Source organism: Pseudomonas moorei, from assembly GCF_008801475.1.
GTDB lineage: Bacteria > Pseudomonadota > Gammaproteobacteria > Pseudomonadales > Pseudomonadaceae > Aquipseudomonas > Aquipseudomonas moorei.
This window is the reverse complement of record NZ_VZPP01000012.1, coordinates 87,025-111,371: the sequence shown is the minus strand read 5'-3', so window position 1 is coordinate 111,371 and position 24,347 is coordinate 87,025. Positions and strand designations below refer to the sequence as shown.

General features: G+C 61.2%; 18 protein-coding genes. 8 read left to right on the top strand and 10 right to left on the bottom strand.

The features are described 5' to 3' along the window. The first annotated feature begins 22 nt into the window (after window positions 1–22). Both F7R06_RS22775 and F7R06_RS22770 read left to right on the top strand, forming a co-directional pair. Window positions 23–1,795: a sensor histidine kinase gene (locus F7R06_RS22775; RefSeq protein WP_090316728.1), complete on the top strand. Its 1,773-nt coding sequence runs from the start codon at window positions 23–25 to the stop codon at window positions 1,793–1,795. Then, entirely contained in the window at window positions 1,785–3,176 is a 1,392-nt protein-coding gene (locus F7R06_RS22770) for a sigma-54-dependent transcriptional regulator (protein WP_090316725.1), read from the top strand. Before F7R06_RS22775 ends, F7R06_RS22770 begins: the two co-directional genes overlap by 11 nt. A 61-nt stretch (window positions 3,177–3,237) precedes the next feature. Here the strand turns inward: F7R06_RS22770 and F7R06_RS22765 are convergent, their stop codons facing one another. Further along, window positions 3,238–3,903 carry a DsbA family oxidoreductase gene (locus F7R06_RS22765; protein ID WP_090316723.1) on the bottom strand — a complete coding sequence of 222 codons (666 nt, stop codon included), beginning with the start codon at window positions 3,901–3,903 and terminating at the stop codon, window positions 3,238–3,240. Between the two features lie 152 nt (window positions 3,904–4,055). After that, window positions 4,056–5,075 carry an alpha/beta fold hydrolase gene (locus F7R06_RS22760; protein ID WP_090316720.1) on the bottom strand — a complete coding sequence of 340 codons (1,020 nt, stop codon included), beginning with the start codon at window positions 5,073–5,075 and terminating at the stop codon, window positions 4,056–4,058. A gap of 171 nt (window positions 5,076–5,246) precedes the next feature. On the opposite strand from F7R06_RS22760, the gene F7R06_RS22755 reads away from it, so the two are divergent. Continuing rightward, window positions 5,247–10,499 (top strand): dermonecrotic toxin domain-containing protein, encoded by a 5,253-nt coding sequence (locus F7R06_RS22755; RefSeq protein ID WP_342671258.1) that lies wholly within the window; start codon window positions 5,247–5,249, stop codon window positions 10,497–10,499. Between the two features lie 62 nt (window positions 10,500–10,561). On the opposite strand, the gene metE is transcribed toward F7R06_RS22755, so the two are convergent. Then, window positions 10,562–12,874, bottom strand: a complete 2,313-nt coding sequence (gene metE, locus F7R06_RS22750; protein WP_090316717.1) for a 5-methyltetrahydropteroyltriglutamate--homocysteine S-methyltransferase — start codon at window positions 12,872–12,874, stop codon at window positions 10,562–10,564. Window positions 12,875–12,981: 107 nt separating this feature from the next. Between metE and metR the strand changes: the two genes are divergently transcribed. Continuing rightward, window positions 12,982–13,899 (top strand): transcriptional regulator MetR, encoded by a 918-nt coding sequence (gene metR, locus F7R06_RS22745; RefSeq protein WP_090316714.1) that lies wholly within the window; start codon window positions 12,982–12,984, stop codon window positions 13,897–13,899. A 58-nt stretch (window positions 13,900–13,957) separates the two neighbouring features. Here metR and F7R06_RS22740 read toward each other — a convergent pair whose 3' ends face one another. From F7R06_RS22740 to F7R06_RS22730, 3 genes are read right to left on the bottom strand one after another with little or no spacing between them, the layout of a single operon-like run. Then, entirely contained in the window at window positions 13,958–14,455 is a 498-nt protein-coding gene (locus tag F7R06_RS22740) for a GNAT family N-acetyltransferase (protein WP_090316712.1), read from the bottom strand. Window positions 14,456–14,457: 2 nt separating this feature from the next. Then, the gene (locus F7R06_RS22735) at window positions 14,458–15,096 is read right to left on the bottom strand and encodes a LysE family translocator (RefSeq protein ID WP_090316710.1); all 639 of its coding nucleotides are present in this window, start codon (window positions 15,094–15,096) and stop codon (window positions 14,458–14,460) included. Between the two features lie 22 nt (window positions 15,097–15,118). Continuing rightward, the gene (locus tag F7R06_RS22730; protein ID WP_090316708.1) at window positions 15,119–15,562 is read right to left on the bottom strand and encodes an NUDIX hydrolase; all 444 of its coding nucleotides are present in this window, start codon (window positions 15,560–15,562) and stop codon (window positions 15,119–15,121) included. A gap of 192 nt (window positions 15,563–15,754) precedes the next feature. On the opposite strand from F7R06_RS22730, the gene F7R06_RS22725 reads away from it, so the two are divergent. Further along, on the top strand, window positions 15,755–16,225 hold the full coding sequence (locus F7R06_RS22725) for a DUF4234 domain-containing protein (RefSeq protein WP_090316706.1): 471 nt from the start codon (window positions 15,755–15,757) through the stop codon (window positions 16,223–16,225). Between the two features lie 266 nt (window positions 16,226–16,491). On the opposite strand, the gene F7R06_RS22720 is transcribed toward F7R06_RS22725, so the two are convergent. Next, entirely contained in the window at window positions 16,492–17,313 is an 822-nt protein-coding gene (locus F7R06_RS22720) for a carbon-nitrogen hydrolase family protein (protein ID WP_090316704.1), read from the bottom strand. Window positions 17,314–17,439: 126 nt separating this feature from the next. Here F7R06_RS22720 and F7R06_RS22715 point away from each other — a divergent pair, with 126 nt between their 5' ends. Beyond that, entirely contained in the window at window positions 17,440–18,240 is an 801-nt protein-coding gene (locus tag F7R06_RS22715) for a helix-turn-helix transcriptional regulator (protein WP_090316702.1), read from the top strand. Between the two features lie 169 nt (window positions 18,241–18,409). Then, window positions 18,410–19,972, top strand: a complete 1,563-nt coding sequence (locus F7R06_RS22710) for an FMN-binding glutamate synthase family protein (RefSeq protein WP_090316699.1) — start codon at window positions 18,410–18,412, stop codon at window positions 19,970–19,972. Window positions 19,973–19,996: 24 nt separating this feature from the next. On the opposite strand, the gene F7R06_RS22705 is transcribed toward F7R06_RS22710, so the two are convergent. From F7R06_RS22705 to F7R06_RS22695, 3 genes are read right to left on the bottom strand one after another with little or no spacing between them, the layout of a single operon-like run. Next, window positions 19,997–21,505 (bottom strand): glucosyltransferase domain-containing protein, encoded by a 1,509-nt coding sequence (locus F7R06_RS22705; RefSeq protein ID WP_090316696.1) that lies wholly within the window; start codon window positions 21,503–21,505, stop codon window positions 19,997–19,999. A 1-nt stretch (window position 21,506) separates the two neighbouring features. Then, window positions 21,507–22,448, bottom strand: coding sequence for a glycosyltransferase family 2 protein (locus tag F7R06_RS22700; RefSeq protein WP_090316693.1), 942 nt, complete (start codon window positions 22,446–22,448; stop codon window positions 21,507–21,509). Continuing rightward, window positions 22,445–22,819 (bottom strand): GtrA family protein, encoded by a 375-nt coding sequence (locus F7R06_RS22695; RefSeq protein WP_090316690.1) that lies wholly within the window; start codon window positions 22,817–22,819, stop codon window positions 22,445–22,447. Before F7R06_RS22695 ends, F7R06_RS22700 begins: the two co-directional genes overlap by 4 nt. A gap of 249 nt (window positions 22,820–23,068) precedes the next feature. On the opposite strand from F7R06_RS22695, the gene F7R06_RS22690 reads away from it, so the two are divergent. After that, on the top strand, window positions 23,069–24,208 hold the full coding sequence (locus F7R06_RS22690; RefSeq protein ID WP_090316686.1) for an OpgC family protein: 1,140 nt from the start codon (window positions 23,069–23,071) through the stop codon (window positions 24,206–24,208). Window positions 24,209–24,347 lie beyond the last annotated feature (139 nt).

Sequence of the window (24,347 nt, the reverse complement as noted above, 5' to 3'; positions counted from 1 at the left end):
GGCTTTCGACAAGCGAAACCCGATGACCAAACACCAACCCGCCAACGCCCGACCCTTCGCCATTTCCGGCTGGAGCCTGCAACGCAAACTGGTGCTGGCCTTCTGGCTGGTCAGCGTGATCCCGACCATGATCGCCGCCGAACTCGCAGCCACCACCCTGTCGCAGATTTTCGACAGCAACGTACGAATCTGGCTGCAGGAATCGACCAAGATCGTCGAAGACGAAATCGGCGAAATCCTGCGGGACAATGCCCGGGCCGCACAGCTGTTCCTGCGTTACATGCGCCCGCCCATCGATCAACTGTCGAGCCAAACCGACAAACTGTCCGCCGACATCGCCGACGCCGTCGGCATCGATGTGGTGGCGCTGGTGCGCAACAGCGATCACAAAGTGTTGTTCAGCACCGCCTCCGACGACATCGTCCGGCAAATCAGCATCGCCCCCAAAGCCGTCCTGCAAACCCTGCAAGTCGGCGGCATCGCCACCGGCACGGTGGTCTCGACCTTCGAGACCGAACAGGCCGGTGTCGGGTACAAACTGGTCGTGGCCACTTACCTGGACAGCAGTTTCCTCACCAGCGTGGCCGAGGTGCATTCCCTGGACCTGCGCTTGTACCTGGCCAAGGCCAATGACTTCGCCGAAGTGTTCTCCTCCCAGCGCTTCGAAGATCACCCGTCGGCCGTACCGGAAAAAATCGAACAGATCCTGCGCGCTACCCGGCAGCCGACCGAGCAGTTCACCAGTCGCTACAGCGGCATCTACCGCCCGATCTTCAATGAAGACGGTGATTTGCAAGGCGTGATCTTCAGCGGTCTGCTCCGCCATAGCAGCCTGTTGGGCCTGGTCAATCAAAGCAATCTGTTCATCCTGATTTTCCTGCTCAGCTCGGCGGCGTCACTGACGGTCGGCTGGCTGGTCTCACAGCGCCTGACCAAACCGTTGCGCGGTCTGTCCCACGGCGTTCAAGCCGTAATCGCCGGAGACTACCGACAACGCTTGCCGGTGACCGGCAGTGACGAACTGGCGGAACTGAGCAGCACCTTCAACCACATGAGTGAGCGCCTCGGCGAGTTGCAGCACCTGGAATCGCAGCTGCGCCGCCGCGATCGCCTGCATGCGCTGGGCGAAGTCGCGATGGGGCTGGCCCATGAAATCCGCAACCCGTTGGGCATCATCAAAACCGCCACGCAACTGCTGCATCGGCGCGCCGATCTGCCCGAGAGCGACAAGCGGCATCTGGAATACGTGGTCAGCGAAGTCAGCCGGATCAATGACCTGATCACCGACTTCCTCGATTTTGCCAAGCCCAGTGCCCCGATGCGTTCGACGCAATCAGCGCGACCGCTGGTGGACGAGCTGGCCGGGTTCTGCGCACCGGAACTGGCCAGCCACAACATCGACGTGCGCATCGACGATCAGGCCCCCGGAGCCACGGTTTACGCCGACGCACGACAACTCAAACAGGCCGGCCTGAACCTGATCGTCAACGCCATCGACGCCATGCCCGATGGCGGTCACCTGACCCTGGGCATCAGCCGCGATGGTCCCTACACCGTGATCAGCATCGGCGACACTGGCCAGGGCATCGAGCCGGACATGCTGGAACGCATCTTCACACCGTTCGTCACCACCAAAGCCTCTGGTACCGGGCTGGGTCTGGCGAAGGTCTTCTCGATCATGGAAAGTCATGACGGACGCATCGAGTGCGCCAGTGAAAAACATGCCGGGGCCACATTCAGCCTGTACATTCCGGCCAATGGCGCCGACTTCGACGAGGGCAGCGATGACACATAACGTACTGGTGGTCGATGACGAGCCCAAACTCTGCGACCTGCTCGCCTCGGCGTTGAGCCAGAACGGCATCAACGTCTTCACCGCGGGCAATGGCCTGCACGCACTCAAGGTGCTGGAGGTCGAAGACATCGATCTGGTGATCAGCGACTGGCGCATGCCCGGTATGGACGGCCCGCAATTGCTGGCAGAAATCAAAAGCCGTTTCCCGCAGCTGCCGGTGATCGTCATGACCGCCTACAGCACGGTGAAAAACGCCGTGCAGTCGATGCGCAACGGGGCCTTCGACTACATTGCCAAACCGTTCGACATCGACGAACTGGACATCACCGTCAGCAAGGCCCTGCAATTTCGCGACATTCTCAAAGACAACCAGCGCATGCGCGCCGAGCTCGATGAACACCAGCAGATCGACAGCCTTGTCGGTGACAGCCCGAGTTTCCGGCAGGTGCTGCATGCGATCGACTCAGTGCGCGAAAGCAACGCAACGATCCTTCTGACCGGCGAAAGCGGCACCGGCAAGGAAATGGTCGCCCGGGCGATCCACAAGCACGGCAATCGCGCCGACAAGCCTTTCGTCGCGGTGAACTGCGCGGCCATTCCCGAAGGCTTGCTGGAAAGCGAAATGTTCGGCCATCGCAAAGGCGCCTTTACCGGCGCCGTGACCGACCGGGTCGGACGGTTCCAGCAGGCCGACAAGGGCACGCTGTTCCTCGATGAAATCGGCGAAATGCCCCTGGCGTTGCAGGCGAAAATCCTTCGGGCCTTGCAGGAACGGGTGATCGAGCCCGTGGGCGATCCCCGGGAGCGCAAGGTCGATGTGCGGGTCATCGCCGCGACCAATAAAAACCTGCTGGACGCGGTGGCCAACAAGGAGTTTCGCGAAGACCTCTACTATCGGCTCAATGTGTTCCCGATTCCCCTGCCGGCCCTGCGCGAACGGGTCGAAGACATCGCCCCGCTGGCCCGGCACTTCGCCCATACGCTGGGTGCTGCCGCCGGCAAGCGCATCACCGGTTTCAGCCCTGAGGCGTTACAGGCCATGGCCAATTACTCATGGCCGGGGAACATCCGCGAACTGCAAAACTGTGTGGAGCGCGCCACCATCGTCGCCTCGGGGGCGGTGATTGAAGACAATGATCTGCCGGCGTATCTGTTTGCTTCGTCGCCAGCCAGCACCAGCGCCATTCTCAGCGAGGGCGCCAGCGTGCCGCCGGATCTGGATGCCGCGTTGGCGGAAGTCGAAAAGGCCTACATTCTGGCAGCCCTGGCACAGAGCAACGGCGTACAGGCCGCCGCCGCGCAGTTGATCGGAATCTCTGAGCGCAGCTTCTGGTACCGGCTTAAAAAGCTCGGGATTCATGTGGACAAGATTGTGCGCTGAGCCAGGAAGCACACCGCCCTCTGTGGGGCTCGCTCCCACAGAGGGCGCGCTTTGCGCAGGATCAGCTGACGGTTCCGCCCTTCGCTTCGCTCATGATCTGCCGGATCGCCCCGACGAAGGTTTCCACCGGTTGCCCGCCCGTGACCGCGTATTGGTCGTTGAAAACCACCGTCGGCACCGAATTCACCCCACGTGACAGCCAGAGCTGTTCCTCTTCGCGAACCGCGTTGGCGTATTCATCCGACGCCAGGATCGCCTCGGCCCGCTGCCGGTCCAGACCAACGCTTTGCGCAATCTGCGCCAACTGAACCGGGTCGGACGGGTTACCGCCATCACTGAAATACGCCTTGAACAAGGCCTCTTTCAACGGCAGCTGCAAGCCTTCCAGAGCCGCCCAGTGCAGCAAGCGGTGTGCATCGAAGGTGTTGTAGATCCGGCTATTGCCGTCCGTGCGAAAAGCAAACCCCAGCTCGGCACCTCGCGCGCGGATCATCTCGCGATTCTTCTGCGACTGCTCGGGTGTCGAACCGTACTTCTCGGTGATGTGTTCGGTAATGTTCTGCCCTTCGGGGCCCATCTTCGGGTTCAGTTCGAACGGCTGGAACCGGATCTCGGCCCGGACCTCGTCGCGCAGGATCTCCAGGGCGCGGGTCAGGCCGTACAGACCGACGACGCACCAGGGGCAGGACACGTCGCTGACAAAATCGATTTTCAAGGGGCTGCTCATCACATACCTCGCTGGCGGGACACAGGTCGTAAAGCTCGAACGATACACCTGTCGCCCACCCTGCAGGAGCCGGCTTGCCGGCGAACCGGACGACGCGGGACAGCAGGCATGCTGGCATTGCTGGCATTGCTGGCAAGCCCGCGTCTACAGCGTTACAGGAGGTTGTGTCCGGCCACCGGCTCAATCTGCGCCCAATGCGAGGTGTCCTCGCGATGAGCCCGCAAGTACGGCAACACCGCCGCCAGCAACGGCGCCTTGAACGCCTCCTGGAAACGGTGGGCCAGTCCCGGTATCAAGATCAATTCACTGCCACGCAAATGCGCCGCCAGGTGCACGCCGTGCATCACCGGCAACAGCGGATCGGCCGTGCCATGCACCACCAGCGCCGGCACGCGCAACTGGTTGAGCAACGCCACCCGACTGGGCTCGGCCAGGATCGCCATGATCTGCCGTTTCACCCCTTCAGGATTGAATGCCCGGTCATAGGACAGTGCCGCCTGATGCAACAGGGCCTGGCGATCATCGCTCACTGCCGGGCTGCCCAGCGCCGCCAGCAGGTCGGCCTGTTGCTCCAGGGCGACTTCACGATTGGGCGCGCCACGACGCGCCAGCAACCGCACCAACGCCTCACTCGGCGCGGGCAGGCCTTCGGCGCCGGAACTGGTCATGATCAGGGTCAGGCTTTCGACCCGCTGCGGGGCCATGGCCGCCATATGCTGGGCGATCATTCCGCCCATGCTCGCTCCCAACACGTGGAATTGATCGATGTGCAAGGCATCCATCAATCCCAGGCCATCTTCGGCCATGTCGGTCAGCGAGTAGGGCGCCGAGACCGGCAAACCGAGCTTGTAGCGCAACACTTCGAAGGTCAGGTTGGCCTCGTCCGGCGGTTGCCGCCAGGTGGACAGGCCGACATCGCGATTGTCATAACGAATCACCCGAAAGCCCTGCTCACACAAGGCGACCACCACTTCATCGGGCCAATGAATCAGTTGCCCGCCCAGGCCCATCACCAGCAACAGCGCCGGATCAGACGCACGACCGATGCTCTGGTAGGCCAGGCTCACCTGCGCCAGGTCCGCCCGTTCGGTTGGAACATTGACGTCACAACGAGACGCCGCCCATGACGGCAGGCCAAAAAACAATGCGGCCAGAAGTAAAAATACACGCATGAAAAACACCGAAACGCAGAACCCCAGTAGAGCGCGAGTCTGATGAAGTTTGTTCAAGCGCGCTGCCACAGTTCGATGACAGTTTGATGAAGGGTGCCGGACGGTCATCCGGGCACAAACACCGGCAGGCGATAACTATGTACCGCCATGCCGCCTCACGACCGACCTGTAATGGCCCCGATTTTTCACCCATCGGAGTCCTACTTCATGCTCGAAACACCCACCGCACCACTGGCCGACTTCGGCCTTGTCCCCCCATCAGCCCAAAACACCGACGACAACCTGTGCCTGAGCGCGTCGGCGCGCTGGAACCATTGCCGCGATCAGTGGCTGGCACTCATGGCACAGAACCCCCAAGCCCCCTTGACCGCCGACTGGTGGCAGGCACGGGCCCGCGGCACCGACCGGTCGCGCCAGGCACAGGCCATTGGCCTGTATCGCCAGCATTTCGAGGCGTCGTGCCAATGGGCATACGCCCAAGCTATCTTGAACGCCGAACAGCTCGACGTGCTGCTGGACCTCTTCAAACCGATCGCGCCAACAACCACCCTCGAAATTCTGGTTTATGTCGAAACACTGTCGCTCAGGGCCGACAGCGGTGTGACGGTCGAACTGCCGGGCGCCCTGGTCATTACCCGCAATACCGACCAACCGGTTACCCAAATGCTCTATTGGCCGTCTCGGCCAGTACCGTGGATGACCTTTGAAAGCCGCAACGATCTGGAACGCTGGTTGATCCAGCAGCAACCTCAACTGGAGACCCGCCGCATCACGGTCGACTACACCGTGCTCGACAAACCCGAACTGCCAAAAAGTGCCGAGTCCCTGTTGGCGCGACTGGCCACGGCTGGCGACGAGCGCCAGCGCAACGACAGTGTTTTTGCCTCGCCCCCCGACCTGTCCTTGCCGGACGCCAGTGACGACGTCGCCCCGTTCGCTCAACTGAGCCCGGACATTCCATTTGAGCGGCGCCGCAGTGCGGTACTGCAACAGCAAACGGCACTGGAGAACCTGCTGGGCCCGGACTTCCCTGCCACGCCCGACGACCCACGCCTAAAGCGGCTGCAACAGCAATTCGACACCCTTCGCGCCGCCGAGCAGGCCAGCACCGAGGCCGCAAACGCCCTCCTGGGTACCGACAACGTTCCGCAACTGCTGGAACTTCGCCACCAGCCTGGGCCCCATTACGCGGCGCTTTACCAGGCGCGCCTGAGCGGCCTGCGTGCCGAAGCCGACCTGCAATTGAGCCTGAGCCAGATCAGCAACGATGAATTTCAGTGGCTCACGACCGTACTTGACGCACCCGATCAACCGCGACCGGCCGATTGCGTGGTCGCACGGCTGGTGCTGTCAGCGACAGCCAGCGAGGGCGACGGCGCCACCACGCAGAATCAGGAACTGGACGGCGTATTAGTGTTTGCCCACCCATCGGCTTTGCTGCCGTCCGCCAGCGACAGTCTGCTGCTCTACTGGCCCGGACGCTTCGGCGGCCTGCAACGGTTCGACTCTCGCCAGGCACTGGAGCAGCAGCTGTTCAAGCGGCCGGTCAACGACGACACGCAAACCCTCCAACTCGCGGTGCTGACCGGCAACCCGTTCGAATACGCCTTGCAAACCCAGCTGCACAGCTGTGAACAACAGGCGGCTCGGCTGATGACTGCCAACCCCGTTCCATCCCATGCCGACCAACGCGCAGCGGAACTGGAAAACCTGCGCGAACAGACCCTCGCCCGCCTGACCGTCCCCACAGCCCCCGCGCGGGAGCTGGCTTTTGCCCACATCGTCGAGCAACACCGCAGCGTCCTGCTGGCCACCGGCTTGCCGTCGTCCCTCAGCGCACTGTCCGCGGCGCAACGCGAGCGCCTCAAGGCACTGTTCACCGCCTACATCGCAGCGATGAAGCGCGCCCATCAATGGCTTGAACGGGAGCTGCCGCTGCGCGAGACCTTCAGCAAAAAGGCTATCAACGCCCGCCTGCGCCAAGACTTCGGGCTCACGCAAGACGTCGAGGTGTTGCTGGACATCCCCGACACCACCACCTGGCGCAAAGAGCTGATCGAGGGCGCGACGCCAGGCACACCGCAAAAAAGCGTACTGGTCGGCAGCGAGCAACGCAGCCGGTTGTCCCTCGCCGAACTGGCGCAAAGCAATATCGATCAGCCGATGTGGTTGCGCGTGTCGTTGATGCGGGTCGAGATCAGCGGTGCTGACGAGGCGCAACGGCAGAAGGTGAAAAACGGCATCACCCAGGACTACCTGCGCAAACTGGTGACCGAGCTCGATCTGGCCGGGAAATATGAGTCGTTGATCCGCGAGACCTTCCTGGGCACCCCGAAAGCCTCGGCCTTCAGCAATGAACATCGGCGTGAATGCCTCAGCGAGCCGTGGCGCCTGATGCTTGAACTGCAAGGCGAGTTCGCCGTGCTTGCCAAGGACATCGACGTCGCCGGCCAGCGCGTGCTGCAGATCGCCATCGACGCCAACAGTCGTGAAGCCTTTGCGGCCGACGGCAAGCGCATCGTGCTGCTACCCGCACACCTGACAGTGGGCGGTACGGACACGCCGGGCCAGGGACCGAGCACCCTGGCGGGCGTGACCTTTATCGTCGAGCAAATCAGCGGCCTGACCCTGCTCTATCGGCCTGACAGCCCCGACGGGGTCTTTCTGCGTCAGTTCGACAGCCTCGACCAGGCGCGGATGTTCCTGTTCAACCAATGCCTGAACAGCACCATGGTCAACTACCTGGCCGGTCGCGCCCTGACCGGGGAATTCGCCTGGCACGTCAGCCGGATCAACCAGGCCCGACTGAAAAACTTTGACGCCCTGATCGGCGTCGGCACCGCCTGGCCCGCCAGCACCTCCCTGGCTGCGCATCTGCTCAATGTTCACATGGGTCGCCTGCTCGAAGCGCATCGGGCGACCTCGCGTTCCAACGATGCCTTGTATCTGGAACTCGTCGCGCTGCGCTCCGGGGCCCTGTTCAACTACCTGAAAATGGCGCTGGGCGTCGTGCCTTTCATCGGCACGGCCATTGCCCTGTATGACGCCTGGCACAGTGCCAACCTGGCCGTCGCGGCTTTCTTGCGCGGTGATGTCGGCCATGGCCTGGCCGAGGTGGAAGCGGTGTTGCTGTCATTGGTCGATGCCGCCATGGATGTGCTACCCGGCGCCAGCGCGACGTCCGGCGCAGCGCGTGCCGCCACGCGTGGGCGACAATTGCGCGCCATGACGAAAAACCCGGGTGCCTTGCAGCTGTCGACCCCGCAGCAGGTCAAACGCACTCTGGAGCGCTTCAGGGGCTATGAATACGAAGACGAGATTTCCCTGGCCGGCCTGCAACCGGGCACCGAAGGCCTTTATCGCAACGTTTATCGACACCCTGACGGCGACTTCATGGTCAGCCAGGGTCGCCTCTATCGCATCGAATTGACCGACAACCCACCGCAATGGCGCTTGAGCGCCACGAGCACCCGAACCTACAAACAACCCATCGCCCTGGACGAAGCCGGCGACTGGAACACCCACTACGCGGTGTACGGCACAGTGACAGCAGGAGGGGGTGCCGGTGGCGGCGCGGTGCTCGGGCATATGGCTGACGGCCTCGATCCACTGTGGCCCGCCGCGATTCGCCGCTGGTTGCCGCGCTGGTGGGCCGACCGGGCCCTGCGTCGCCAGTTGACCCTGACCAACACCGTCGATGCCTACACCCGGCGACTGCAAACCCAGACCCACAGCTCGAACGCCGTCCTGGAGCACTACTTCAGCCTTGATCTGAACCAGCGCCGCCCCCTTCGCGCCAATATCGACATCGCCTGCGTGAACGACATCGAGCTTGCACAGACGCTGTACCTGAACCTTGAAGAGTTGATGCTGTTCAGCCATGGCCGAAAACGCACGCAGATCGAAGATTTTCAAAGCCGCTGTGCCTGGGTCATCGTCGATCGCACAGTGCGGCGGGTTGGCCTGGCCAAGGAGCGGCTGGTGGAACATCTCGACCGGATCGATCAGGTGATCGCCCGTTCGGACGCCACGCCCTATAACGATACCGCCACACACGTGCAATTGATGGCGCAACGCAAGGAAATACGAATCGAGTTTCTCAAGGACTATGACCAGCTTCACACACAGGTCACAGAAGCCAATCGATGGAACGGCCGGATCACCCAACGCACGCAAAAATCGAAGATGGCCCCGGAAATGGCCACCGTTAACGATAAATTCAGCGATGCCAATTACTACTACCTGAAAGCGGCGCATGTACTGGAGATCATCACCCACTACACCGCCGTCACCGACCAGTCCTGGGTCTACTTTCACGTGCAATTGAAAGAGGCCCGCAACAAGGTCGGGCGCGCCCTGCTGACCCAACATCAGTTGCCTGAAGTGCAGGCCACGATTACCCAGCGCAACAAAGTGCTCGAAGACTGCCTGACGACCTATGCCGAATTTCGTCGCAACCTTGGCGCCTGGTCGCTGGGTTATCCGCAGCATCTGGATCTGGAGCACGTCACCGCGTTTCTCGACAACCTGGAAAAAGTCGAAGCGTCGGCTCGCCATGCCATCAAAACACGCCCATCCAGCACCGCGAAACCGGGAAGCGCCGGGAAGCAGCTGTTCGAGACCGAAGACAACCAGTTGCTGATCGGCGTAGCCAGCACAGATGCCGCGACCCGACAACAGCGCTTCACCATCGAGGGGGTCGATGGTCACAGGGAAACCTGGTTACCCCGCTCCTCAAGCGGCAAATATCACCTCAGTCAACCCGTGGTTGCTGCGCCAACGGAGCTGGCGACCGATATCACACCGTTGCTGGTGGAGGCCAGGAAACGACTTGGCGCCGTGGACGCCTACAAAAGCAAAGTCGACGGCTACGCCCGGCAGGACATGTTGCCGGTCGATCTGGAGCACATGATGACCCGTGAGGCTGCGGAACTGAACATGCGGGCCCAGGCCATTGAACGGCTGTCACCCACGGAGACGGTCGCCCTGCAATTGCGCAATCGCGCGAACGAATTGTCCCAAGCCGGCCGCACGCTGCGAATTGACCAGACCCTGAAGAGCAAAACTCCGACCGAGGGTTATCTGGACTATCTGCTCGAACAACGGGTGGTCGACATTCGCAAGGAGGGCGGCCTGCGCGATCTGGGTAAACGCGCGGACGGGCGCAGGGATTTCCTCCAGGAATACGAGATCCGCGATGTGCGCGGCGAGTCTCCCCAGACCTTGTGGTATGCACATTTCCACTACAGCTCGGCGAAACCTGCGTTCAACGATTTCGTCAAAGGTCATTTGAAACTGCCGGAGCAACGCAACCTCGGCCTGCAATGGCAGCAGGCCCAGGCTGAGAGTGGTGCCCACGTGCAAGCGATCTGGCGCGGCGACATCGGCAAACCGCTGGGGATCAAACACTTCTCCGAACTTTAAACACCGCAAAATCCTGTAGGAGCGAGCCTGCTCCGGGCGGCGCTCCTACAGGGGGGAGGTGATCAAGCCAATTGGCTGCGCAACTGTCGCGCCGCCGCCACCATGTTGACCAGCGCCGCTTCGGTTTCCGGCCAGGCGCGGGTCTTCAGACCGCAATCGGGGTTGACCCACAAACGCTCGGCCGCAATGCGTTTCGCGGCTTTGCTCATCAGCTTGACCATCTCGGCGGTGTCCGGCACACGTGGCGAGTGGATGTCATAGACGCCCGGACCGATGTCGTTCGGGTAGTCGAACGCGTTGAAGGCCTCCAGCAACTCCATGTCGGAACGCGAGGTTTCAAGGGTGATCACGTCCGCGTCCATGGCCGCGATGGCTTCGATCACGTCGTTGAATTCGCTGTAGCACATGTGGGTGTGGATCTGGGTTTCGTCACGCACACCGCTGGCACTCAGACGGAACGCCTCCACCGCCCAGTCCAGATATTCCTGCCATTGCGCCCGGCGCAGCGGCAGGCCTTCACGGAAGGCGGCTTCGTCGATCTGCACGATCTTGATGCCGGCAGCTTCCAGGTCCAGCACTTCGTCACGCAACGCCAAGGCCAATTGTTGCGCCTGGACTTTGCGCGAAACGTCCTCACGGGGGAACGACCACATCAGCATGGTCACGGGACCGGTGAGCATGCCTTTCATGACCTTGTCGGTCTGGCCCTGTGCATAAGTGATCCAGTCGACGGTCATGGCGTTCGGTCGGCTCAGGTCACCATAAATGATCGCCGGTTTCACGCAGCGCGAACCGTAACTCTGCACCCAGCCGAAACGGGTAAACAGGTAGCCGTCCAGCTGTTCGGCGAAGTACTCGACCATGTCGTTGCGCTCGGCCTCACCATGAACCAGCACATCCAGCCCCAGGCGCTCCTGAATCTGCACGGAGTGGCGGATTTCGTGGCGCATGGCATCGGTGTAGTCATTGGCCGACAGCTTGCCTTGCCTGAAGGCCTGGCGTGCCAGACGGATCGAAGCGGTCTGCGGGAACGAGCCGATGGTGGTGGTCGGGAACGCCGGCAGTTTCAGGTGTGCACGCTGCTGTTCGATGCGTTTGGCAAACGGCGAATGACGCTGACTGTCCGTCGGGCCGATCGCCGCGACACGTGCCTGAACGTCGGCCTTGTGGATGCGCGGCGACTCGGCACGGCTGAGCTGGACGGCGCGGCTCTCGGCCAGGGCGGCTTGCACCTTGGGCGCGTGTGGATCGTTCAAGGCATCGCGAAGCACTGCGATTTCGCCACACTTTTGTACCGCAAACGCGAGCCAGCTTTTGAGCTCCGGATCGAGTTTGTCTTCACGCTCCACATCCACCGGACTGTGCAGCAGCGAGCAGGAACTGCTGACCCACAGATTGTCGCCAAAGCGTTCCTGGGCGGCTTGCAGTTGTGCGAGCACCGGCTCCAGCTCGCAGCGCCAGACGTTGCGGCCATTGACCAGGCCCACCGAGAGAATCTTGTAGGTGGGCAGGCGATCGAGCACATGCAGCAGTTGATCGGGCGCGCGCACCGCATCGATGTGCAGACCTTGCACCGGCAGGCCGACGGCGAGGCCGAGATTGTCTTGCAGGCCGCTGAAGTAAGTCGCCACGAGTTTTTTCAGTGGCGAGTACTGAAGGATGTGGTAGGCGCGTTCAAAGGCGTTTTTCCAGGCTTGCGGCAGGTCGAGGGTCAGGATCGGTTCGTCGATCTGCACCCATTCCACGCCTTGGGCCGCCAGGCGACCGAGGATTTCGTTGTACACCGGCAGCAAGTGTTCCAGCAGGTCGAGCTTGTCGAAGGGGTTGCCTTTGGCCTTGCCCAGCCACAGGTAGGTCAGCGGACCGATGATCACCGGCTTGACGTTGTGACCGAGGGCCCTGGCTTCGTCGACTTCGTCGAACAGCTGTTCCCAGCTCAGCTTGAATGTTTGCTCGGCGCTGAATTCCGGGACCAGGTAGTGGTAGTTGGTGTCGAACCACTTGGTCAATTCCTGGGCGTATTGCGCCTGGCCATGTTCACCGCCGCAGCAGGTCGCCGTGGCGCCACGGGCCATGGCGAACAGGGTGTCGAGGGTCGGCAGGCCGTGCGCGTCCCTGGTGCTGTCGAAGCGCTCGGGGACCACACCGAAGGCCAGTGAGTGGCTCAGCACCTGGTCGTACCAGGCGAAGTCACCAACGGGCAGCAGGTCGATGCCGGCGTCTTTTTGCAATTGCCAGTGGGTGGCGCGCAACTGGCGGCCGACGCTTTGCAGCGCCTCCTGGTCGAGATCGCCCTTCCAGTAGGACTCGAGGGCTTTTTTCAATTCGCGGTCGGCGCCGATGCGCGGAAAACCTAGGGTGTGGGCCAAGGCCATGGTGAGTTTCCTCCCTTAAAAGATGGCGCTATTGTCGACAGCCAGACCAACATGAGACAAACTCAACCTTTTCGTGTTGATCACAAGTTTTCCTCATGGAGCCCACGGTGCTTGAAATCCGTCACCTCAAGACCCTGCACGCCTTGCGCGAAGCGGACAGCCTGGTGGATGCGGCCGACCGCCTGCATTTGACCCAGTCGGCGCTGTCCCACCAGTTCAAGGAACTGGAAGAGCGCATGGGCATGCCGCTGTTCGTGCGCAAGACCAAACCGGTGCGTTTCACCAGCGCCGGATTGCGCCTGCTGCAACTGGCCGATGCCACCCTGCCGCTGCTGCGCGCCGCTGAACGCGACATCGCGCGGCTGGCCGGTGGCACCGCCGGGCGTTTGCACATGGCAATCGAGTGCCACAGTTGCTTCCAGTGGCTGATGCCAACCATCGATCAATTCCGCGACGCCTGGCCGGAGGTCGAACTGGACCTGGCTTCCGGTTTCTCCTTCGCGCCGTTGCCGGCCCTGGCCCGTGGCGATCTGGACCTGGTGGTGACCTCCGATCCACTGGATCTGGTCGGGATCACTTACGTGCCGCTGTTCACCTACGAGGCGATGCTCGCCGTGGCCAACCAGCACCGTCTGGCGAGCAAGGCCTACATCGTCCCGGAAGACCTGGTCACGGAAACCTTGATCACCTACCCGGTGGAGCGCGACCGGCTGGACATCTTCACCCGCTTCCTGGAACCGGCGGATATCGAACCGGCGCAGGTGCGCACCTCGGAACTGACGGTGATGATGATGCAACTGGTGGCCAGCGGACGCGGCGTCTGCGGCATGCCCCATTGGGCGCTGCACGAGTACAGTTCACGGGGTTACGTGAAGGCCAAGCGGCTGGGCGAGAAAGGGTTGTTCGCGACGCTGTACGCGGCGGTGCGCACCGACATGCTCGATGCACCTTACATGCGTGATTTCCTGCTGACGGCGAAGGACACGTCGTTTTCGACGCTGGATGGGGTGAGCGCGGTTCGCTAGAACACCACACCCTCTGTGGGAGCGGGCTTGCCCGCTCCCACAGGGATTTGCGGCGCACTTACAACTGTCGCCACATATGAATCTTGTCGAAATACTCCTCGCCCACCCGCACGGCCATCGGCTCAAGTCCGAACTGGACGAACCCGCAACGCCGGTACAGGTTGAACGCGGCGTCATTGCCGGCGGTGACGGTCAGTTTGATCAGCCGCAGTTCCGGATGCTGCTGCGCCTCGGCCAACACCGCCTGCACCAGCTGATAGCCGAGCCCGCGTTGACGGACATCGGCGGACACGTACATGCCAAACAGCGTGGCCTTGTGCCTGGCCTTTTCCCGAAGCTCCAGGGCCAGCCCGACAATGCCCGCCAACCTGCCCTCTTCGAACGCGCCGAACACCCGATCCAGCTTGCTGGTCAGGCGTGACTCCCACCACTGCAATGGCATGGAGGCACGCTCGCGTACGCTGGAGGTGAACGCCTGCGGGTGACGGTCATAGGCTTCGAGCATCAACTCCCGGTAAGCCAGGGCGTGGCTGGCATCCAGACGCTCGATCCACATGGTCAGGCCATCCGGCGCTGTTCAAGCATCAGCCGCAGCGCCAGCGTCGACAGCACGAAGCCCATGAAATAACGCTGCAGCGCCAGCCAGGTCGGGTTGTTGACGAACCACGAGGCGATGCCCGCGGCAAACAGGGCGATCAGCAGGTTGACGCAGAAACTGACGCTGATCTGCGTCAGGCCCAGCACGATGCTTTGGGTGAACACCGAACCGTGTTCAGGGCTGATGAACTGCGGAAACACCGAGAGGTAGAACACCGCGATCTTCGGGTTCAGGGCACTGGTCAGAAAGCCCATGGTGATCAGTTTGCGCGACGAATCCGGCGGCAACTGTTGTGCCTCGAACGGCGAACGCGCACCGGGTTTCACCGCTTGCCAGGCCAGCCACAGCAGGTACAGTGCGCCGGCCCATTTCAACACTTCATACGCCATCGGTACCGCCAGGAACACGGCGGTCAAACCGGCAGCCGCGGCGAACAGATGCACAAAAAAACCCGAAACCACACCCAGCAACGACGTCACGCCGGCCTTGCGTCCCTGGCAGATCGAACGGGAAATCAGATAGATCATGTTCGGCCCCGGCGTCAGCACCATCAGCAACGCGGCAGCGGCGAAAATCAGCAAATCCTGAAGCGGGATCATGGCGGTTCCTTGGCGTGGATGATCAGGCGATTGCGGTCAGCGAAGCCCGATAAAACGGCAGGATCAGGTCCCGTGTCAATGGCGCCAGGATGACGTTGCCGTTGGTGGCCGGGTCGATCCAGATCACTTCTTCGATCTCTGCTGCCGGGGAAACTTCGGCATCAATGGTCAGCAGAAAGATTTCCGCCTGTACGACAAAACCCGGCTCGTTGGCAGCCGGAGCCGAGAACTGCCCGAGAAAAGTCGCACTCGCTGGATCGATGATCAATCCCAACTCTTCGTCCAACTCACGGGCCAGGGCATGAATCGGTTGTTCATCGACTTCGATCTTGCCCCCCGGCTGCATGAACGCCTCGGTGCCGCGCTTGCGCACCAGCAAGGTACGGCCGTCGGGGCCGATCAGCAGGGCAGCGGCGATGTGGATAAGTGCGGAATCAATGAGAGAAGCATCAGTAGGAAAAGACATTGCTGACCAAGGGTGCGTGTAAGGGCTGTAAAGAATCCCACGCCTTTTTGCCTCGGCCAAGGGCTGGGGCTCGCCAAGGACCAGAACGGTCCGCTGGCTAGCCCGGAAATTTCCCACGAACGACTTTGGTAGCGTGGTTGTACCGATTTTCAACGGTCCACCGCCACGTTCGCAGCCTATGGAAGCCCTTGCATGTCCGACATCTCAACGCTGAAAGAAAAAATCAACACCAAGACATTTCATCTCTTTCTTTTGTCTCTGGTGACATGGGGGCTCTATTCATATATCTGGCTGTACAAAACCTCTACAGCAATTGAAGAGGTCACTCGCATCAAGGTCATGAGTACATCTTTTCTGGTCGGGTATCTGACTTTCATCAGCATGGGGGCCTTTCTGGTCCCCCTTGTTGCCCCCTTCGCCCATTGGCTAACAGTATTCTGGTCCGTCGCGATCTGGTTGATTACCGTCAATTGGTGCTTCCGCGTAAGAACGGCACTCAGGACGTACGCCTTGACTGAGCACAATTTCGCGCCACGAATAAACCGGATATTTTCGGTGCTTTTCACCTTTTACCACGTCAACTACTGCATCAACGCCCTTGCGAGCGACAAGCAGAAGCGCGAAGACAAAAAGCGAGCGAAGCAGCAAGCTATTCAAGCTTGAACGAAAAAGGCGCCCCCCCCCGAGAAGATGTTCGCCGTTTTTGCTCTTCGCCACATCATCAACCCACGAGGAAGCCATGCGGCCGTAGCTCATGGCGGTGAAAACAGTGAATTGTCGTGGGGGTGTATCGTTTGACCGGGCCTCATCGCGAGCAGGCTCGCTCCCACAAGGGAATGTGTTTGATCACAAGGGCACGGCTCACGCAGATCCAATGTGGTAGCGAGCTTGCTCGCGATGGCGCCAGGGCAGATGCCAAAGAATCCGGATCAACGCGCCGGTATCAGCAGCTCTCGCAACCCGGATGCATGCTCAACCACCGCCCCCGGCAACTTCAGCCGCTGATCATCCAGATACCGATAATCCTGGCGTGCCGCCGTCAACCGGTTCAGGTCCAGCTCGACCGCAAACTGCCCTTCCTCGCGCCCGGCCTCGAACAGCAAGGTGCCCAGCGGATCCACCAACGCGCTGCCGCCGGCGAACAGCAAGCCGCCATCGCCCGCTTCCACGCGGTTGACCATCAGCGCAAACGCCTGGTTTTCCTGGGCGCGGGCCATGATCGCGGTGCGGTGGGTCGGGCCGTAGGGGTCCATGTTGCCGTTGGTGACCAGCAGCAACTCGGCGCCCAATTGCGCCAGGGCACGGGCGGTTTCGGGGAATTCGATGTCGTAGCAAATCAGCAGGCCGACGCGCACGCCGTTCCACAGGCAAGTGGCATAGCGGTCGCCCGCCTCATAGACGCCGCGATCCGACGCCCACAGGTGCGTCTTGCGATATTTCAGCGCGATGCCTTCGGGCGTGATCAGCAGCGTGGTGTTGTAGAAACGGCCGTTGTCGTTCTCGGCGGTGCCGATGACCACGGCAATCTTGCGTTCACGGGCGGCGGCGACAATGGCGCTGACGCTCGGACCGTCCAGCGGCTCGGCGATCTCGGCCACGGATTCGGCCGACGGGAAGCCCATCAAATGGCTTTCCGGGAACAGGATCAGTTGTGTATCGGCGGCGCAGGCATTGATCGCCGCCAGAGCGCGTTCGAGGTTGTAAGCCGTGTCGTTGTCACGGCCCGCCAGTTGGGCGAGTTCGACCTTCATGGGGATTCCTTGTCATGGATGCCGGGCGGCACAAAGATTGCCCGGTCGCTGTCTGTGCGCCAGTATGCGCAGCAAGCACGCAGGCGGGGAATTACGCCGCTGGGGTAACACGATAGGGGTAGAGGCATGACACTCTCGTTGGACGACATCGCCTGGCACCGTTCGGTCGGGCACCTGATCGACGCCCTGGACAAGCCCAATTTCTGGACGCAACTGGTGCGTTTGCTGGATCAGTACGTGCCGTGCGACAGCTGGGTGGCCCTGCTGTTCAGCGCCGATCAACACCCGCAGGTGTTCGCCGAATGCCCTGGCGAAGACGGCGGCCCCGATCAGTTGTTTCAGGATTACCTGCGCGGGCTGTACCTGCTCGACCCGTTCTACATCGCCTGCCGCGAACAATCGCGCACCGGGTTGTATCGCCTGTCGGAAGTGGCGCCCGAGCATTTCGAACTCACCGAATACTATCAACGCTACTTTCGTGTGAATGTCGTGGCGGACGAAATCCAGTTTAATTGCCAGCTCGAAGGCGACCGCACGCTGTGCCTGTCCCTGGGCAGCAAGCGGCGCTTCAGTGCCGGGCAGATTGCCTTGCTGTCGCTGATCCAGCCGTGGGTGCTTGGCCTGTTGCGCCAGCGTCTACCCTATGAAATCAACGAAGTGGTCGCGCTTGCGCCGGCCCCGGTACAAGGCGACTGGCGCGTGCAACTGGAAGCGTCGGTGCAGCAACTCAAAGGCGCGCAGTTGACCGCCAGGGAGCTGGATGTCGGTCGCTTGATGCTCAGCGGTTGCTCCAGCAAGGAAATCGCCCGCAAACTGGAAATTTCCATCGAAACCGTGAAGGTCCACAAGAAACACATGTACAGCAAGCTCGGGATCAAGTCCCAGTCCGAGCTGTTTTCGATTTTTCTGCAGGCACAAAATGCCTGACATAACACTGAAATGCTTTTCCATAGGAGCGAGCCTGCTCGCGATGATCGTGAACGACAACGCGGGGAACCTGATGCCCCGTGGTGTTCTCTGGATAATCGCCAGCAGGCTCGCGCCTACAGTGATTTGCGTTTAGCCGAATAATTGAGTCCGAACCCAAGGAAACCGTATGAGCCTGTCACTGCTGAGCCGCTACGCCTTCTTTGCCGTCTGCGTGATATTCACCCTCGCCAGCCTACCCTTTCTCGAACACGACTGGCTGTGGCCGATCACCGCTGTCACGGGCGTACTCAGCCTGATCGGTGTTTTCGATTTGCTGCAAAGCCCGCACGCGGTGCGCCGTAATTACCCGATCCTCGGCAATATTCGTTACCTGGTCGAAGCCATTCGCCCGGAAATCCGCCAGTACCTGCTCGAATCCGACAGCGACGCCCTGCCCTTTTCCCGGGCCCAGCGTTCGCTGGTCTACTCCCGCGCCAAAAATGAAAGCGCCGACAAGCCGTTCGGCACCCTGATCGACGTGTATCAGTCGGGTTTCGAGTTCATCGGCCATTCCATGCGTCCGGCGCCGCTGAGCGACCCCAGCGGTTTTCGCGTGATGGTCGGCGGCCCGCAATGCACCCAGCCGTATTCGGCGTCGGTGTTCAACATTTCGGCCATGAGCTTCGGCTCGCTCAGCGCCAACGCCATTCGCGCGTTGAACCAGGGCGCCAAACTCGGCAATTTCGCCCACGACACCGGCGAGGGCAGCATCAGTCCGTATCACCGCGAACACGGCGGCGACCTGACCTGGGAACTGGGCAGCGGCTATTTCGGTTGCCGCACCCCGGACGGGCGTTTCGACCCGGAACGCTTCGCCGCGCAGGCGCAGACGCCACAGGTGCGGATGATCGAAATCAAGATGAGCCAGGGCGCCAAACCGGGCCACGGCGGGATTCTGCCCAAACACAAGGTCACCCAGGAGATCGCCGATACCCGCGGCATCCAGATGGGCGAAGACTGCATCTCGCCGTCACGCCACAGCGCGTTTTCCACGCCAATCGAAATGATGCATTTCATCCAGCAGTTGCGTGAACTGTCCGGCGGCAAACCGGTGGGCTTCAAGTTCTGCCTCGGTCATCCGTGGGAGTTCATGGGGATCGCCAAGGCCATGCTGGAAACCGGCATCCTCCCGGACTTCATCGTGGTCGACGGCAAGGAAGGCGGCACTGGCGCTGCGCCCGTCGAGTTCACCGACCACATCGGCGTGCCGATGCGCGAAGGGCTGCTGTTCGTGCACAACACCCTGGTGGGCCTGAACCTGCGGGACAAGATCAAACTCGGCGCCAGCGGCAAGATCGTCAGCGCCTTCGATATCGCCAGCGTCCTGGCCATCGGTGCCGACTGGGCCAACTCGGCGCGTGGCTTCATGTTTGCCACCCAGGACACCTTGCGCCAACGGGCGCTGGTTGTGCCGGACAAAGCCCAGCGCGTCTACAACTTCCACCGCAACACCCTCAAGGGCCTGGCCGAGATGCTCGCCGCCGCCGGCCTCGAGCATCCGTCGCAGTTGTCGGCCAGGCACTTGGTGCGGCGCATGTCGGCGACCGAGATCAAACTGTTCTCGCAGCTGCATGTGTTCCTGAAGCCGGGCGAATTGCTGACCGGAGAAGTGAACGGCGAGTTTTACTCGCGGATGTGGCAAATGGCGCGGGCCGACAGTTTCGAACCCAATGAGGTCGCGGCTGCCTGACCGCCACGGCCTCGTCACTGCGCTTCACCAACGAAGCGTTTTGATCGGGGCCGGTTCTTTCATCACGATAAAGCCGTAATCACCGATCAGGTAGATCCGGTAGAACTGGCTCTCCACCAAAGCGGGAAAGCCTTGATACCCCACCTTCGTCGCGTTACGTCGTTCCTTCTCCGCAACCACGTTGGTGATGCCCACCGTGGGCAGGTTTTCGGCCAGCATGAAGAAGTCGGTATTCAGCAGATAGTGCAACACCGGCATGTGCTTGAACGAGCCCGCGGCCCCCGCCAGCCAATGATCGGAATAAGTCACCGACAGGTAGATGCGCTTGGCCTCGCGCAATGCCCGATGGCTGGCGATGTCGTACTCAAGGCTGTACAGCGCGCTGCTGGCGAAGGTTTTCTGCAGCGTCAGTACCCGGCCATAGGCGAACGACAGTGACAGCATCGCCACCAGCGGCACCACCAGCAGCACCGGCAATCGCTCGTGCAGGGGTGCCAGTGCCAGATGAGCCAGGTAGAACATCAGCACCAGCAAGACGGCGAAACCCATCAAGGTTCTGGCGCCTTCGTTGAAGTCGCGGAAAAACAGCGCAACCCCCGACACCAACAGCAGCACGATGGGCACGCACAGTAAACACAGCAGACCGATCAACCATTTCGCCGGCCCACTGTCCGGACGCTGCACAACCCGTGAACCCAGGTGAACCGCACCGACAATGGCGCACAGCAACAACCCGGCGAACACCCAGGCAAATCCGCCATGGAACAGCAACACCACCTTTTCCAGCACCCGACCGATGTTGATCTGGATTTGCAGCCAGGGATGCGCGCCCCAGTTCAGCAACTGCGTGCGCCTCTCTCCCATGAAGGGGTAGGCGCTGACGCCGTAGATCAGCCAGCCCAGCATGACCTGAGCGAGCTTCCAGCCGATCAGACCGCCCCACTGCGGCCAGGCCACTTTGTCGTTGGCGGCCCGCAGTACCTCCAGGCAACACAGGCCGAGAAACACATTGAGGCTCACCTGATACAGCCCGAGCGCCAGTGCAATCAGGAATGACGGCACCAGCCATTGCACATTGCGCGAGGGGTGGCGAAAGGTGATGGCGTAGATCACCGCCACCACGCTCAGGACCATGATCGGGCCATCGTAGTGATAGGACAGGTTTTGCAGGAAGAACGGGTTGTACCAGAGTGGCAACAGCACCAGACAGCTGGCGACCGTCGGTTGACGGAAGTAATGAAAGGTCAGGCTGGTCAGTGCCGAGGCCATGGCCACGGTCGCGATCAACAGCGGCAACGGAAAGATGTTCGGCGCGGCGTTGCTGAAGGTCAGCAGGTTGTAGAACAGCTCGGCGAACAGCCGCCCCTCTTCGGCCCAGGCCATCCCCGCCGACAGCGAGCGCCAGTTGTCATCAATGTAGGGGTAATCCGCCAGGATCAGCGGCAACACATACAAAAAGGTCGCCAGCAGGAAAAACAGCCAGACCTGTCGGCGTCCGAGTTCCCTGACGAAGAAATCACTGAATCTGCCCATGCTAAGGCCCATGCCGGCTTTTGCCGCCGACGATGTCTTTGACCACATAGCGCGGCCGGTGCTTGGACTCGATGTAGATTCGGCCGATGTATTCACCGAGGACGCCGATGCCGATCAACTGCACACCGCCAAGAAACAGAATGGCGGTCATCAAGGACGGATAACCGGGCACGCTGTTGCCGAAGAAAATCTTGTCCAGCACCATGTACACCGCGTACAGCACGGCGAAGATCGACACGCAGCCACCGACGTACGTCCATAAGCGCAATGGCACAGTGCTGAACGAAGTCACGCCTTCCAGTGCCAGGTTCCACAGCTTCCAGCCGTTGAACTTGCTGTCCCCCGCCACCCGCCTGGCCCGCTCGTATTCCACCACGACACTGTTGAACCCGGCCCACGACAGCACGCCCTTCATGAACAACTGGTGCTCGGGCAAGGCGCGAATCACGTCGACCACCTTGCGGTCCATGAGGCGGAAGTCACCGACGTTCTCTTCGATCCGGGTGTACGAAATCCGGTTCAACAGGTGGTAGAACAGCGAGGCACTGTGGCGTTTCAGATAACTGTCGGTGGCCCGATTGCGACGCTTGGCCAGCACCACATCGGCGCCCTTTTGCCATTGCTCGATCAACAAGGGAATGACGCTGATCGGGTCCTGCAGGTCGACGTCCATCGGGATCACCGCATCGCCGGTGGCATATTCCAGGCCGGCGAACAGGGCGGGCTCCTTGCCGAAATTGCGCGAGAAATTGATCAGCATGACCTGATCGTCCGCCTGCGCCAGGGCTGTGGCCTGCTCGCCCGTAAGGTCTGAGCTGCCATCATTGATGAAGACGATCTCCACTTCGGTCCGGTCAAGCCTCAATTCACGACGCACCGCCTGGTAAAACAGGTTGATCGCCTGTTCTTCATTGAATACCGGGACGATGAGCGACACTTTCATGCTTCACGCTCGCGAAACACCACGTACTTGGAAAACAGGAAGCCGAACACCAGGCTTAACGCCGAAAACAGCGCCACGGTCAGCAGGCCGTGCAGCCGCCATGCGTCACCGAGGTGCCCGACGCCCAGGCTCAGCGCGCCCATCGCCACAAGAAACAACAGATAACCGCCCACGGAGGCCTTGGCATCGAAGGTGTAGAGCGCATTCATGTAGAAGGAAAACGAGGCCGCCACGCAGAAGGCCGCAAGATTGCTGGCAGCCTGAGTCAAACCGGCCGCCACGCTGAGCAGGAAAAAGATCTGCCAGTGAATCAACGTGTTTGCAACGCCAATCACCGTGTAGCTGGACAAGCCTTTCCACACCCGTCTCATGCTGACAACCCTGTGTTGGAACCTGGTACATCCACAGTCATTTGAGCTTGTCTACTGTCAGAAATCACAGGTATTGCAGCCTTTCAGACCAGCGGTTAAACGCTGCCACCGCGCCACGAGACATTCCGAAATATCCCGCCTTTGCATTTACCGGCGAATCACGCCACCCTGCGCGCCGCCGATGTGCGGGCGCAACCTTTCGCCCCTCCCGGACTCCTTTGTTCAACACCCGTTCAAGAGCCTGATGTCATGACGTTAGAGCGCGATCCCCGGATCGACTTTTTTCGTGGCCTGGCACTGATCTTCATTTTCTGGGATCACGTGCCCCACAACCCTCTGGGTCAAATCACTCTGCGTAACTTCGGTTTTAGCGATGCTGCCGAAGTCTTCGTGTTTCTGGCCGGTTTTGCGGCGGTGCTGGCCTACGGCAAAATTCTCGCGCGCGAGGGATTTCTGATCACCTGCGTGAAGATCCTGCGCCGGGCCTGGGTGCTCTACGTGGTGCATATTTTCCTGCTGGCGATGCTGATGGGCATTGTGTTCTTCGCCAACAGTCACGTGGAGACCCGGGATCTGGTGGAGGAAATGGGCATGCACCACTTCATCGCCAGCCCGCAACAGGCCCTGATCGATGAACTGCTGCTGCGCTTCAAACCAAACCTGATGGACCCGCTGCCGCTGTACATCGTACTGCTGGCCGGGTTACCGCTGGTGCTGCCGCTGCTGGTGCGCAAGCCCTGGGCGGTGGTGGCGGCGTCATTGACGGTGTACCTGCTGGCGCAGTGGCTGGGCTGGAACCTGGCCGCCATCAAGGACGGCGTGTGGTACTTCAACCCTGTCGCCTGGCAGTTGCTGTTCGTGCTCGGTGGTGCGGCGGCGATTCACTCACAGCGCCCGCGCTTGTCCGAGCCCCGACCTTTGATTCGCCAGCCATTGTTCATGACGGCAGCGGCATACGTTGTGGTCGCGGGCGTGCTGACGGTGTTATGGCGCTGGCCGCAGATCCACGACGCGCTGATGCCGGCCAGCCTGAGTAACCTGTTGTACCCGATCAGCAAGACCAACCTGTCCCCCGTGCGCCTGCTGCACTTTCTGGCGCTGGCTTACGTCACCGCAAAACTGCTGCCCGACAGCGGCTGGACGCGAAACTGGCTGGCCCGGCAAAGTTGCCGCATGGGTCGTTTCTCCCTGGAAATCTTCTGCCTGGGCGTGCTGCTGGCGCCCCTGGCGGACATGGTCAATGCGATGACCGACGATGCCTTCGCCATGCAGATCTTCACGGCGCTGGTGGGGGCGGGGTTGATGGCGTTGCTGGGGGCCTGGCTGGAGTTCAACAAACGCTTGAATCAGACCATTAAAAGATCACAGGCGGTGACAGTGCCTGCCTGAGGCAATTACTTGTGGCGAGCGAGCCTGCTCCGGGCGGCGTTCCGACGCTGGAGCGCGAAGCGCCCCAAAAATGGGACGGCTACGCAGTCCAGCGGGAGCAAGCTCCCTCGCCACAGGGAAGCGCGTTCCTTCGTTGAAA